Source organism: Flavobacterium sp. (genome assembly GCF_044339515.1).
Lineage (GTDB): Bacteria > Bacteroidota > Bacteroidia > Flavobacteriales > Flavobacteriaceae > Flavobacterium.
Map to the genome: position 1 here is coordinate 50580 of NZ_JBIIVK010000003.1, position 14176 is coordinate 64755.

12 protein-coding genes are annotated in these 14176 nt (G+C 33.4%); 6 read left to right on the forward strand and 6 right to left on the reverse strand.

All coding sequences use genetic code 11. The annotated features are described in order from the left end of the window. Window positions 1-398: 398 nt before the first annotated feature. Window positions 399-587, forward strand: coding sequence for a hypothetical protein (locus tag ACIQ0M_RS01450; protein WP_396148982.1), 189 nt, complete (start codon window positions 399-401; stop codon window positions 585-587). A 30-nt stretch (window positions 588-617) separates the two neighbouring features. Here the strand turns inward: ACIQ0M_RS01450 and ACIQ0M_RS01455 are convergent, their stop codons facing one another. Together ACIQ0M_RS01455 and ACIQ0M_RS01460 are read right to left on the reverse strand one after the other, a co-directional pair. Continuing rightward, window positions 618-1724, reverse strand: coding sequence for an ABC transporter permease (locus tag ACIQ0M_RS01455; RefSeq protein ID WP_396148984.1), 1107 nt, complete (start codon window positions 1722-1724; stop codon window positions 618-620). Window positions 1725-1766: 42 nt separating this feature from the next. Next, window positions 1767-3980, reverse strand: coding sequence for a carboxy terminal-processing peptidase (locus ACIQ0M_RS01460; RefSeq protein WP_396148986.1), 2214 nt, complete (start codon window positions 3978-3980; stop codon window positions 1767-1769). A gap of 216 nt (window positions 3981-4196) precedes the next feature. Here ACIQ0M_RS01460 and surE point away from each other — a divergent pair, with 216 nt between their 5' ends. From surE to ACIQ0M_RS01485, 5 genes are read left to right on the forward strand one after another with little or no spacing between them, the layout of a single operon-like run. Beyond that, window positions 4197-4970 carry a 5'/3'-nucleotidase SurE gene (gene surE, locus ACIQ0M_RS01465; RefSeq protein ID WP_396148988.1) on the forward strand — a complete coding sequence of 258 codons (774 nt, stop codon included), beginning with the start codon at window positions 4197-4199 and terminating at the stop codon, window positions 4968-4970. Between the two features lie 2 nt (window positions 4971-4972). Beyond that, the gene (locus ACIQ0M_RS01470; RefSeq protein WP_396148990.1) at window positions 4973-5245 is read left to right on the forward strand and encodes a hypothetical protein; all 273 of its coding nucleotides are present in this window, start codon (window positions 4973-4975) and stop codon (window positions 5243-5245) included. 1 nt (window position 5246) lies between these two features. After that, on the forward strand, window positions 5247-6359 hold the full coding sequence (lpxB, locus tag ACIQ0M_RS01475) for a lipid-A-disaccharide synthase (RefSeq protein WP_396148992.1): 1113 nt from the start codon (window positions 5247-5249) through the stop codon (window positions 6357-6359). A 43-nt stretch (window positions 6360-6402) separates the two neighbouring features. Continuing rightward, on the forward strand, window positions 6403-7056 hold the full coding sequence (locus ACIQ0M_RS01480) for a C40 family peptidase (RefSeq protein ID WP_396148994.1): 654 nt from the start codon (window positions 6403-6405) through the stop codon (window positions 7054-7056). Between the two features lie 57 nt (window positions 7057-7113). Further along, on the forward strand, window positions 7114-9144 hold the full coding sequence (locus ACIQ0M_RS01485; RefSeq protein WP_396148996.1) for a ComEC/Rec2 family competence protein: 2031 nt from the start codon (window positions 7114-7116) through the stop codon (window positions 9142-9144). A gap of 4 nt (window positions 9145-9148) precedes the next feature. On the opposite strand, the gene ACIQ0M_RS01490 is transcribed toward ACIQ0M_RS01485, so the two are convergent. The 4 genes from ACIQ0M_RS01490 to ACIQ0M_RS01505 are packed head-to-tail and all read right to left on the reverse strand — an operon-like array spanning window position 9149 to window position 14020. Continuing rightward, on the reverse strand, window positions 9149-9607 hold the full coding sequence (locus ACIQ0M_RS01490; protein WP_396148998.1) for a thioredoxin family protein: 459 nt from the start codon (window positions 9605-9607) through the stop codon (window positions 9149-9151). Continuing rightward, a complete protein-coding gene (locus ACIQ0M_RS01495; RefSeq protein WP_396149000.1) occupies window positions 9607-10068 on the reverse strand; it encodes a thioredoxin family protein in 462 nt (153 codons plus the stop codon). Before ACIQ0M_RS01495 ends, ACIQ0M_RS01490 begins: the two co-directional genes overlap by 1 nt. A 43-nt stretch (window positions 10069-10111) precedes the next feature. After that, window positions 10112-11827, reverse strand: coding sequence for a peptide MFS transporter (locus ACIQ0M_RS01500; protein ID WP_396149002.1), 1716 nt, complete (start codon window positions 11825-11827; stop codon window positions 10112-10114). 18 nt (window positions 11828-11845) lie between these two features. Then, window positions 11846-14020 (reverse strand): S9 family peptidase, encoded by a 2175-nt coding sequence (locus ACIQ0M_RS01505; protein WP_396149004.1) that lies wholly within the window; start codon window positions 14018-14020, stop codon window positions 11846-11848. Between the last annotated feature and the right edge of the window lie 156 nt (window positions 14021-14176).

A 14176-nucleotide genomic window follows, 5' to 3' on the forward strand; every position in this document is an offset into this window, starting at 1 on the left:
CTTTTGAGATACATTAATTTGTTTAATTTAATTTATACCCCATTATGAAATTTAAAATTAGTATCCTTTTGGTTTTGCTAATCTCGTCTATGAGCCAAGCACAAATAACAAAAACAAACGCTGACACTCTAATCAAAACAGGGATTCTTGTTGAAGAAACTAAAACCGCTTAAGAAATTAAAATTGCCCAAGAGAAAGCTTTAAAAGAAAAAGAAAAGGCACAAAAAGCAGAGGAAAAAGCAGCAAAAAAGGCTGAAAAAGCTCAAAAGCAGGCCGAAAAAGAAGCTAAGAAGTTAACCAGTGATCAAAAGAAACACGAAAAAGAAGTAAAACAGTTTGAAAAACAACAAAAAAGAGTTAGCTCAGCCGAGAAAAGCGTTTCGAAATCTCAAAATAGATTGGCAAAAGAAAAGAAATCACTTCAAAAGAACATAGAAAGTCTTGAAAAAAAGAAGCGAAAAGGCAAACTAACAGATATTGAAATCGAAAAAGAAAACATCAAGATTAGCAAACAACAAATTAAAATAAAAGAACTTGAGGCAGATGTTGAAGATGCTCAAAAAAAATTAGGAAAAGTTAGAAACTAACCAATCAAACCACGTGAAAGCGTGGTTTTTTTATTGCTTTACATCCAGAGCATCTCGCAAGGAGTTACCTGTCATCATAAAAGCTAGCGTAATGAGCATAATAGCTGTTCCGGGAACCAATGCCAAATAAGGTTTTCCTAAAATAATATAACTGTAATGGTCTTTAATCATACCCCCCCAACTTGGAATAGGTGGTTGTGCTCCCAAACCTAAAAAACTCAAACCGCTTTCCACTAAAATAGCAGAAGCAAAATTTGCTGCAGAAATCACAATTACCGGTGCCATAATATTGGGAATGATGTGATTTAAAATAATTCGCATATCCGAAAACCCTAACGCCCGTGCAGCGGTGACATACTGCATTTCTTTCACACTGATAATCTGACCTCTGACCACACGGGCTACTTCCACCCACATGGTTAATCCTACCGCCACAAAAACCTGCCAAAATCCTTTTCCGAGTGCAAGTGTAATGGCAATAACTAATAAAAGTGTTGGAATTGACCATATCACATTCACCAACCACATCACCAGAGCATCAACTTTTCCGCCATAATAGCCCCCGAGAGCTCCAAAAAAAAGTCCGACTACTACGGAAATTAAAACGGCAACAAATCCGATAGAAATAGAAACCCGTGAACCAACCAACATTCTACTTAACAAATCTCGACCGTATTTATCAGTTCCGAGGTAGAATTTTTTTGTAGTGATTAATTCATTTTCAACTTCTTGAATAGAGGAAAAACCAATAAACTTATCTAAACTTATTTCTTTGGTTTGTTTTAAATCAATGTCTTCTGTATACTCAATATACTGAATGGCATTTCCTACTACTTTATACTCTAAAATCGGAATTTCAGTAACTTGATTCGGATGACCAAATAAATATCCTTTTAAGGTTTTACTAATCATTTTTTCAGAAGGAACAGCTAACATTTGAACTTGAAAACCAGGCGATTTTGAATGGATAGATAAATGCATTTGATTTGCATTTTCGGAATTATCGGGTGCTAAAACATAAGCAAAAAATGCCAAAAAAATCATCAGCACGATGTAACCAAAACTAAAAACACCCCAAAAATTCTTTCGGAATTTCTGAAGTGCTATATTAGTTAACGACTGATTACTTTTGGACATTAATTTCTTTTTCAACTAGTGTTCAAAGATACAATTTGCCGTTTATGATTTTACAATTTTTTTCTTTAAATCTACTTTTCCTTTGACTACCGGTTTTGATTGCAAATCATCTAAAACATTTAATGCTTCTTCTACATAAATATCTTTGGAAAGACTCTCAAACCAACGCTCTCTTTTTTCTTTAAAGGATTCATCTTTATTCATCAATTCAAAATCTTGCGGAATTGGTTTGAATACCAAATCATTTTTATAATCTGAAATGGGTTTGAATTGTTTACTTTTTTCTTCCAAACTATTTTGTTCTGCGGTAAAAGTATCTAATTTTAGACTATAAACTGAAGCATCTCTACGTTCTTTTGTCCATCGTGCACTTTTTTCAATCAATTGAAAATGTTCATCTTGAGCCATTCTGGTTTTACTGTTTTCAACGGCACGATCAAAATTAGTTTGCTTATCCCAAATGGTAAATTGAGCTGGATCAATTTTTGTCCAAGGCATGGCATTATCCAAATCTCTTTCACCTATGTCAATATACGAATAACGATCCGGCATTTCAACATCGCTGGTTACCCCTTCTAATTGTGTTGAACCTCCGTTAATCCTGTAGAATTTTTGAGTAGTAGTTTTTAAAGCTCCTAAATCGCCTACAGTATTTCCGCGAACAAATTGATTTAAATCAATCACATTTTGAACAGTTCCTTTTCCGTAGGTTTGCTTACTACCAATTACAACACCTCTTTTATAGTCTTGTATCGCAGCAGCTAAAATTTCTGATGCCGATGCTGAAAAATTATTAACCATGACAACCAAAGGACCATCCCATTGGATTTTTGGGTCTCTATCGTATAAAACTTCTTTTTTTGTTCCGGCCGATTTGATTTGAACTACCGGTCCTTGTTCAATAAACAATCCGGTAATATCAACGGCTGTTTTTAATGAGCCTCCTCCATTATCTCGAACATCCATGATGATGCCTTTTACCCCCTGAGCCTTTAATCGTTCAACTTCGATAGCTACATCTTTTCCGGCATCACGACTGTCTTGGTTTTCAAAATCGATGTAGAATTTAGGTAAGTAAATAATACCATATTTCATTCCATTTCTTTCTACCACACTTGATTTTGCGTAGGTTTCTTCGGTTTCAACCATGTCACGAATTAAGGAAATTACTTTCATGGTTCCGTCTACTTTTTTTACGGTTAGGCGAACTTCAGTCCCTTTTGGTCCCTTTATTTTTTTAACGACATTGTCCAATCGCATCCCAACAATGTCAACAGGCTCTTCATTACCTTGAGCAACTTTTAAAATGATATCGCCTTGTTCAAGTTCTTTTCCTCTCCAAGCGGGACCTCCTGAAATTAATTCAGTGATTTCAGTTAAATCGTTTTTCTTTTGTAAACGAGCACCTATTCCTTCAAATTTGCCACTGATGCTTACATCAAATCGCTCTTTATCGTCGGGTGCCATGTAATTTGTGTGTGGATCAAAACGTGATGCAATGGCATTGACAAACACACCAAACCAATCGTTTCTGTCTAATTCTTTGATAAATGTAAAATAATCATCTAAGGATTTTAACGAACTTTCTCTCGTTTCTTTTTCAAGTTCTTCAAACGTTTTGGGCTTTTCTTCTTTCTTTTTTTCTTTAGTTTCTTTGTTATTTTCATCAACAACGCCATTCTTTTGATCTTCCTGTAACTTAATTCTATCGGTTAAGGATGATAAAGTAGAAAGTTTGATTTGTTTTCTCCAACGTTCTTTTAACTCATCAGTATTTTTTGCATAGGGGAGCTTTTCATATTCAGTGTTGATGGTTTCATCAACTGTATAATCAAATGGTTTGTCTAAAATATCTTTATAATATTTCTGACTTTCCTGCATTCTTTTTAGATAGAGATTATACGTCAAATCAAAAAAAGACAAATCTTTGTTTTTGATTTGGTCGTCAATTAAAGTTTCATATTTAGAAAATTCATCGATATCCGATTGCAGAAAAAATCGCTTAGAAGGATCTAAGGCTTCAATATAATCTTTATAAATTCCTTTTGACAGATTATCATCAATTGCTGCAGGATCATAGTGACCGCGTTCAATCACAAAAGTTAATAACTCAATTAAAAGTTTATCTTTTTCAGGATCAGAACTTACACTCTTTTTAGAATCTATAGCATTAAATGCCAATAGTGAAACCGACAGAACAACTGCCAATAACACCAACTTGAAATTTCTTTTCATAAATAGCAATATGGTTTTCATTATCTTTCTTTCTAAGTAGTCATAAAAACTATGCCACTTCTTTTAGCGTTTTTAATTTTTAGTAAATTAATTTCAAAAAAATTACTTAACCAAACAAAGTTATGAAATTTGTTACGCTTCAAAATCTTAAAAAGAGTTAATTTTGTTTTCTTTAGGATACGATAAAACTAAATTTGTGGTTTATAATCCAACTAAATTCAAAAGTAAACATATACAATGAGTAAAAAACCGCTTATTCTGGTTACAAATGACGATGGGATTTCTGCTCCTGGCATCAGGGCTTTGATTGACGTAATGAAACAATTGGGCGATGTGGTGGTGGTGGCACCGGATAGTCCTCAAAGTGCAATGGGTCATGCCATTACTATCAATAACACGCTTTTTATTAACAAAGTAAATTTTGATTCGGATGTAAAAGAAGAATACAGTTGTTCCGGAACACCAGTGGATTGTGTAAAATTAGCTGTAAATGAAATCTTGAAACAAAAGCCTGATTTGTGTGTTTCAGGTGTGAATCATGGCTCTAACTCCTCGATTAATGTTATCTATTCAGGAACGATGAGTGCCGCTGTGGAAGCCGGCATTGAAGGAATTCCTGCCATTGGTTTCTCATTGTTAGATTATGATTGGAATGCCGATTTTGAGCCTATAAAAAATGCAATTAAAACCATTGCTTCGCAAGTATTGGAGAACGGTTTGCCGGAGGGTGTTATTTTAAACGTTAACTTTCCAAAATTAAAAGAAGAAGAGTTAAAAGGCATTAAAGTATGCCGACAAGCAAAAGCTTTTTGGAAAGAAGAATTTGATAAACGCAAAACACCACAAGGAAAAGATTATTATTGGCTCACAGGCGAATTCATCAACCAAGACAAAGGTGAAGATACTGATGAATGGGCACTTGCTAATGGTTATATTTCAATTGTACCCGTTCAATTTGACTTGACGGCTCATCATGCCATACAAAAACTAAACACGTATAAATTTAATTGATAATGCAAAAAACAGATTTACTCATCGGATTTATCATCGGAATTATTGGAGCTTTTATAGGTGTATTTCTTTTCATCACTTTGTTTACAAATTTTGAATTTGCAGACGGAGTAATTGCTTTAAAATCTCAAAATTCGCTTGGAAAACTAATTGCTCTTGGGGCTGTAATTAATGTAATCGTATTTTTTGCTCTATTAAAATTTAATAAAGAACTGATGGCTCGTGGAGTAGTTTTTGCTACAATTATTTTAACTATTGTTACCTTATTTGTATAAAATGAAGTATTACATCATAGCCGGGGAAGCTTCGGGCGATTTACACGGTTCGAATTTAATAAAAGCTCTTCACAAAGAAGACGCTCAAGCTACTATTCGGTTTTGGGGAGGCGATTTGATGCAAAAAGCAGGAGGAACTTTAGTAAAACATTACAAAGAATTAGCTTTTATGGGTTTTGCCGAAGTACTTTTTAACCTAAAAACAATTTTAAATAATATCGCTTTTTGCAAAAAAGACATTGAGCAGTTTCAACCTGATGTCATCATTTTTATAGATTATCCGGGTTTTAATATGCGAATTGCCGAATGGGCCAAAAAGAAAAAAATTCCAACTCATTACTATATTTCGCCTCAAATTTGGGCATGGAAAGAAAACCGAATCAAAAACATCAAACGCGATTTTGATAAATTGTATGTGATTCTTCCCTTTGAAAAAGATTTTTATGAAAAGAAACATCATTTTCCAGTTGAATTTGTGGGTCATCCCTTGATTGATGCGATCCACCATCGAACAAAAGTGGACGAATCTACTTTTAGAAGAGAAAATAATTTAGATCATAGACCTATTGTTGCTCTTTTACCCGGAAGCCGAAAACAAGAAATCAGCAAACTTTTACATGAAATGTTGGCTGTTGTGAATGATTTTCCGGATTACCAATTTGTAATTGCCGGAGCTCCTGGACAAGATTATGCGTTTTACAATCAATTTTTGACCAACCAAGCCGTTCATTTTATTTCGAATAAAACATATGATTTGTTGAGTGTTGCTCATGCAGCTTTGGTTACATCAGGAACAGCTACTTTGGAAACTGCCTTGTTTAAAGTCCCGGAAGTGGTTTGTTATAAAGGAAATTGGATTTCATATCAAATTGCCAAACGCATCATTACTTTGAAATATATTTCGCTTGTCAACTTAATTATGGATGAAGAAGTAGTAACCGAACTGATTCAAAATGATTGTAATTCGAAAAAAATAAAATCCGAATTGACGAAAATTTTAGACGAAAAACACCGTGAAAAATTAATTGAAAAATACCATCAGTTAGAACAAAAATTAGGCGGCGAAGGAGCTAGCGAAAAAGTTGCGAAATTAATTGTAGCCGATATTTCTTGATTCTGTAAAATCTATTTTTTAACTTTGTGAAAATTAAAAATTTTTGAAAAACGCAGTCATCATAACATTTTTGTTGCTCTTTTTGGTAGGATGTAAATCTACCTCTTCCGGCATTGTAACCAGTAAGAGCGAAGCCGAGAAAAAAGGTATTTATACAGCTCCAAAAAACACGAAGGCTATTGCTAAAAACACCAAAAATACAACAGAAAAGAAAGTAACTGAAACTGCAAAAACTTCCAAAAAATCAAGAATAACTGAATCTGACGATGACGATTTTGTTCCGGATGATGACAATACCTCCTACTTTGTAAAACAACTCATTAGTTCTGCAATGCAATACGAAGGCGTTCGTTATCGTGGTGGCGGAACAACCACTGCAGGAATGGATTGCTCCGGTTTAGTAAGCACCGTTTTTAAAACCTATGATATTTCTTTACCCAGAAGTTCCAACGACATGTCTAAAGTGGGTCAAAAACTTAAGCTGAAAGACATTAAAAAAGGTGATTTGGTGTTTTTTAAAACCAGTAGCCGTGGTGTTATCAATCATGTTGGTTTAGTAACCGAAGTGCGGGATGATGAAATTTTATTTATTCACTCCTCTGTGCAACGTGGTGTCATTGTGTCTTCTACAAAAGAGCCTTACTACCAACGAACCTTTGTTCAAGCCAATCGGGTTTTGTCTGATGAACATTTTTAACCTGAACTTTTACTATAATTTTTCTTACTAATTAATTTTTTTATTACTTTCGTTTTTATGAAGGTGATAAAATTTCCTACTATAGTTATTACCATCTGTTTGATTTTAGGGATTTTAATTTCCAACAAAATCAAACCGGATGTTCATTTGGCACTACTCATAGTTTTGGTAGCGTTAGTTCCTTTTTTTGTTTTTTACTTTTTAATTCGAAAGAATTTGAAATTTCGAATTAGTTTCGGAATTTCCTCTTATGCTTTAGCTTTCACAATTGGAATATTTCTTTTTGCAATTCACTATCCTAAAAATCAGGCTTCGCATTATTCGAATTCAGCTTATCAATCTGCAGAAAAAAATCTCGTGAGCGGTATTATTTCAGAAAAACTAAAACCTAATCAATATTCTTTTAAGTATTTTTTGGAAGTTGAATCCATCAATGAAAGAGCATCAAAAGGAAAACTTCTAGTTATTTTAAATAAAAAAGATGCGGAAAAAGAATTTGAAATTGGTGATAAAATCTTAGCCAATGCAATCATTAAACCCATCATTAGACCACACAATCCCTATCAATTTGACTATGCTGCTTATTTGGAAAAAAAGGATGTTTTTGATCAATTGTATTTAGAAAACCAAAACTATAAAGTTATTGCCAAACAAGAAAACTTGAATTTTCAGTTAGAAAAAACCAGAAACAAAGTTGTAGCTTTTTTTGAAAATGAAAACATAACCACAGAAAGAATAAATATCATCAAAGCCTTATTTTTAGGACAACGCCAAAATATTGAGCAAGAAACGTTAGATAATTATTCCAAATCGGGAGCGATTCACATCTTGGCAATTTCAGGATTACATATTGGAATTTTACTCTACTTTTTTAAAGCTTTATTAAAACCTATCGAACATATTCGCTATGGCAGAGTCATTACACCGTTTCTTTTGATTATAATTTTATGGTCGTTTGCTCTGCTCTCCGGTTTATCTGCTTCTGTTGTGCGAGCTGTTACTATGTTTACTTTTGTGAGTATTGGAATGTATATGAATCGAGAGACAAATATTTACAATACATTAGGTTCGTCTATTCTAATTTTGCTTCTGTTTAAACCCAATTTTATTTTTGATGTAGGTTTCCAATTGAGTTATTGTGCCGTTTTTTCAATCGTAACCATACAACCTTTACTCAGCAAACTATGGACTCCAAAAAATAAAATTATTGGTTATTTTTATGATATTCTAACGGTTTCCTTTGCTGCTCAAATTGGTGTTTTACCTTTGAGCATTTACTATTTTCATCAATTTCCCGGTTTATTTTTTATCACCAACTTGGTAATTATTCCATCACTAACATTGATTTTAATTACCGGAATGGTAAGCATTCTTCTCTCTGCGTTAGGTATTTATTTTACTCTTTTAGTTGAATTTCTTTCAGGATTAATAGGATTTATGAATGGGTATGTGCGTTATGTTTCTTCATATGAACAATTTATTATCAAAGATATACCGTTTAATTTTTCTATCTTACTTTGTTCGCTTTTGACAATTATCTGTATTATTCTTTACATCAAAAAACCAACATTCAAAGGAAGTATCATAACTTTGACTACCCTTTTAATTTTCCAAACTTCAATTATTGGTTCCTTAGCGTTTCATAAAAACCAAAATGAATTTATCATTTTCCAATACCCAAAAAAGACTATTTTAGCAAGTAAAGTTAACAACTCAATCACTTTGCATAGCAATGATTCCTTGGTCAATTCAAACTATGTGGTGAAAAATTACATACAAAATAATTTTGGTACAATTGATAGTATTACCCGACTACAAAATGTATACTTAATTCATCAGACTAAACTGCTAGTGATTGATGAAAGAGGGATTTATAAACTTCCTAAAAAACCGGAAGTTGTTTTATTGACACAATCTCCAAAAATTAATTTTGAGCGATTAATTACTGAAATAAATCCCAAAATTATTATTGCAGACGGTAGTAATTACAAAACGTTAATTGAAAAGTGGGAAAGAACCTGTCGGCAAAAAAATATCCCTTTTCACTCAACCAGCGAAAAGGGATATTATCGAATTAGTCTCGACTAACTATTTATTTTTTTGCAATAAACTGATTTGCCACTTCAATCCATTTTGATGGCCCGCCACCAACATAACCTGTTTTTCCAAGCTGTTGAAGATTAATTTGTTCACCTATTTTCTGTGGAGTTACAAACCAAATTGTTGGATAACCGGAAACTTGAAAAATTTGTTGCAACTGGGCATTTTGTTGAGCCAAAGCAGGTTCTAATTTTGTTTTTCTGGGAAAATCCAGTTCAACTAACACAACATTATTGGCCCATTCTTTAAACTCCGGTTTTAAAAAAACTTCTTTTTGTAATTTGATACACCATCCACACCAGTCACTTCCGGTAAAAAACAAAAGCATTGGTTTGTTTGTTTGCGATGATATTCCAATGGCTTTATTGATGTCTGTATGCCAAGTCAATTCTTGTGCAGAAACACCATTAACTACACCAAGAAAAAACAAAAATAAAAATGTTTTTTTCATTATTTAACTTCTTTTAGTTCAGCTAATAATTGATCTGCTTGATAATAACCAACAATTACTTTGGCAATTTCTCCTTTTTTATCCATTACATACATCGAAGGATAGCCTTCTACTTTTAAAAAGCTTGTAAATTCATGCATGCTGTTTCTCCCTTTTCGGTTAGCATCATATCCCGGATTGGAATATTTTTTACCTTTATAGTTAACTTCATTATTTCCTTCACCGTTGAATTTTACAGCATAATAATTGGCATTGATATAGTCAGCAAATTCTTTGGTTTGAAACGTATTTTTATCCAACATTTTACATGGTCCACACCAATCGGTATAGACATCCATAAAAATTGGTTTTGGATTTTTCTTTTGCAAAGCCATTGCTTCATCAAAAGTCATCCACTTAATTTCTTGTGCTTGTGCGAAAGAAACTACTATTAAAGCAAAAAGCAAAATTATCTTTTTCATAAAAATATTATTTTAAAATTTATTTTCAAAAATGATGCCGTTATTATCGAACACCGTGCATCATCTTCTTAATCATTGGTGTTAATAAGAACAAAATTAATGCTGCTATACCACAAAGTACGACGAATACCATAAAGAAATCATATAAATTTTGAATTTCAAAACCTGCAAAAGATTTGTAATGGTCATTTATTTGATTTTCAGTTAAAAGTTTTAATTGTTCCGGAGTTGGTGTGATGGTTTTATCTAAAACCCCTTGCAAATCAATTCCTAGTTCCTCTGCTTTTTTAAATTTATCGCCGGTAGCCGGAAGAATTGACCCTAACGTTCCTGACAATGCGTAGCCCGCTGCACTCGAAATAAAGAATACTCCATAAGCAAGAGAAGCAAAACGTTTTGGTGCCAATTTACCTACTAATGATAATCCGATAGGTGATAAACATAACTCAGCAACTGTTTGGATTAAGTATAATAAAATCAACCATTTGATTGCTAATAATCCTGAATTACCTAGATCTTTAACATTGTTGGCGATAATAAAATAACTCACAGCAATCAACAATAATCCTAATGATTGTTTAACCGTTGAAAGTGGTTCAATGTTTTTTGCTCTTAATTTGTCCCACAACATACTAAATGGAAACGCTAACATTACCACAAAAATTCCATTGAAAATTTGTACCATCGATGGCGGCATGTTCCAACCAAAAATATCTCTATCGGTTTGATTATCTGCAATAAACGTTAGCGAAGAACCCGCTTGTTCGAAGGCTGCCCAAAAGAAAATGATAAAAAACGACATAATGTAGATTACCCAAATTCTTTGCGTTTCCACTTTTGTCAATGTTTTATCTAACAAAATTAAGGTAGCAAGGGCTACACCACTTGCATAAATGAATGGGTAGATATATAATTTCACCACATTGGTACCGTCAGTATTAAAATAAAAAGCGGCAAAAATTGCAAGAAACACACCAATTGTAATCATGATAGAACCCATTGAGAACTCAGCTTTCATGGATTCTCCTTCTTCATAATCAGAGGCATCGTGACCGGATGGCAATCCCCCAATTGGTTTTCCCTCAGGAGTTATAACGTATTTGTTTTTTAAGATATAAAATATAATTGTCCCTAAAATCATAGCTATACCGGCAGCTAAAAACCCATATTTGAAGGCATGAACGTCGCGAATCATATTTAAAGACCCGTCAGCCATAACCACTTCATTTTTCACATCTCCAACCCAAGGGCAAATAAATTGTCCTAAAAATGCACCGATGTTTATTCCCATGTAAAAGATTGTAAAAGCGGTATCTAACTTTGATTTTTCTTGTTTAGGATACAAGCTTCCAACCATTGAGGAAATATTTGGCTTAAAAAATCCGTTACCAAATACAATAATTCCTAGTGCTCCCCATAATAAACCGTTTGCTAAACCTAAATTCGAACCAAAAATACTAGCACTAAAAAACAACATAATTTGTCCGATTGCCATCATCACACCACCAATCATGATACAATTTCGGTTTCCTAAAAACCGGTCGGCTATAAATCCTCCTAACATAGGGGTCAAATAACACAACCCGAGAAATCCACCATAAATTATGGATGCCTCATCTTCTTTCATCATTAAGGCATTTACCATAAATAAGGTTAAGATGGCTCTCATTCCATAGAAATTGAAACGCTCCCACATTTCGGTTCCGAAAAGTACCCATAATCCTTTTGGATGTCCGGATTTAACTGCTACTTCACTCATAAAATTTGTTTTGGTTAGTTAAAGATTTTGTTTAATATAGTTAGTCATTTTTGTATATAATTGTAATCGTATTTTTCCACCATAAATTCCGTGATTCGTATCGGGATAAATGGCTTGATCAAACTGTTTGTTGGCCAATTGCAACGCACGAATCATGCGGGTTGCGTTTTGAAAATGTACATTATCATCGGCTGTACCATGAATAATTAGGTAATTTCCTTTTAGTTTATCCACGTGATTTATGGGTGAATTATCATCATAACCACTCGCATTTTCTTGTGGGGTTTGCATGTATCTTTCCGTATAAATCGAGTCATAAAAACGCCAGTTGGTTACCGGAGCCACCGCAATAGCCATTTTAAACACATCATTCCCTTTTAAAAGACAGTTGCTCGACATAAAACCGCCGTAACTCCAACCCCAAATTCCGATGCGGGTTTTATCGATATAAGGGTAATTTCCAAATACTTTTGTGGCATCAATTTGGTCTTCGACTTCGTATTTACCTAATTCTTTTTGGGTTACTTTTTTAAAAGCTGCTCCTTTGAATCCAGTTCCTCTTCCATCTACACAAGCAACTAAATAACCCTCTTGAGCCAAAAGCATGTGCCAATAATCATTCGCACCCAACCATTGATTCGCCACTTGTTGCGAACCCGGTCCGCTGTATTGAAATAATAATAGCGGGTATTTTTTTGTCGCATCAAAATCTTTCGGTTTGATGATGTAGGCATTCAATTTATGTCCTTTTTCGGTCGTTAATTCGAAGAATTCTTTGGTAGGAAGATTGTAACTTTCTAGTTTGGAAGCTAATTCTTTATTATCAACTATGGATTGAACTTGCTTTCCGTCTTTAGAATTGTGTAAAGTATAAGAAGTTGGTTCACTTGAACTTGAAAAAGAATTAATGAAAAATTGGAAATTAGGACTGAAAGTTGCCTTATTGGTTCCGGTTTTATTCGTTAAACGCACTTTATTTTTTCCATCTAATTTAATTTTATACACATCACGGTTGATGGAACCATTTTCAACCGATTGATAATAAACTTGACCGTTTTTCTCATCAAAACCATAATAGGAAGTTACTTCCCAATTTCCTTTGGTAATTTGGTTGCGAAGTTTTCCGTTTTTATCATAATGATAGATGTGATTAAATCCATCTTTTTCGGAAGTCCAAATAAAACTATTGTCTTTCAAAAAGGTCAAATTATCCGTTACGTCCACATAAGCAGCATCTTTTTCGTTTAAAACTACTTTTGTCGTTCCGGTTTTAGCATCCACAAAAAGTAAATCCAACTTATTTTGATGACGGTTTAAGACTTGAATACTCAACGCATTCGCCTCATTGGTCCATTTCATTCGAGCAATGTAAAAATCATTATACTGACTCAAATTGATGTTTTGTGTTTGATTTGAAGCTACTTCATACGTATGTAAAGAAACCAATGCATTTTTCTCACCGGCTTTTGGGTATTTAAATACTTGTTGTGACGGATATAAATCTTTACCAAAAACATCCATTGAAAATTCAGGAACATTGGTTTCATCAAATTTAATGTAAGCCAAATGTGTACTCGAACTATTCCAATCAAACGCTCTTACGAACGCAAATTCTTCTTCATACACCCAGTCGGTAATTCCGTTGATAATATGATTTTTCTTTCCGTCTGATGTAATTTGAGTATGTTTTGCAGAAGCTAAATCATACACATATAAATTATTTTGATAACCATAAGCGATTTTCTTTCCATCAGGAGAAAAGGTAGGCTCTTGAATCTTATAATCGGCTATTTTTTGTAATTTTTTAGAAGCGATATCGTAGATATAAAAATCGGCAACAGAGGAATGGCGGTATATTGCATCTGAATTCATCGCGATTAACAACTGAGTTTCTGCCGCATTAAATGTGTAACTATCAATGGACTTTAATTCTGAATGATTTTTTGTGTCTATCAATGTATTTACTTTTTTTAACGTCGCAAAATCATACAAATCAATTTGAAAAGTGCGTGAAGTTCTATCTACATTTAATACCGTATATTGGTTTGTGTTTTTTAAGGCTTGCAAGGCATCCATTCCTTTTGCCCTGAAAGTACCTGAAGACCAGATGTCTTCTAAGGTAATTTTTTGCTGACCAATAGCCGTAGCGGATACTAAAAGTAAGAAACAAACGAGTTTTGAAAATTGATTCATTATAAATGCGTTAAAAAAAGATTCAATTTTAGTGAAAAAATTGGAATAAAACGAGTTTTTTTCTGTTAAATAGCGATTTTAGTTTCTCTGTGATTGAAAGAAAAGAGAATAAAATTATTTCGATTTATATTTTTATTAAATTTGTTTACAAAACAA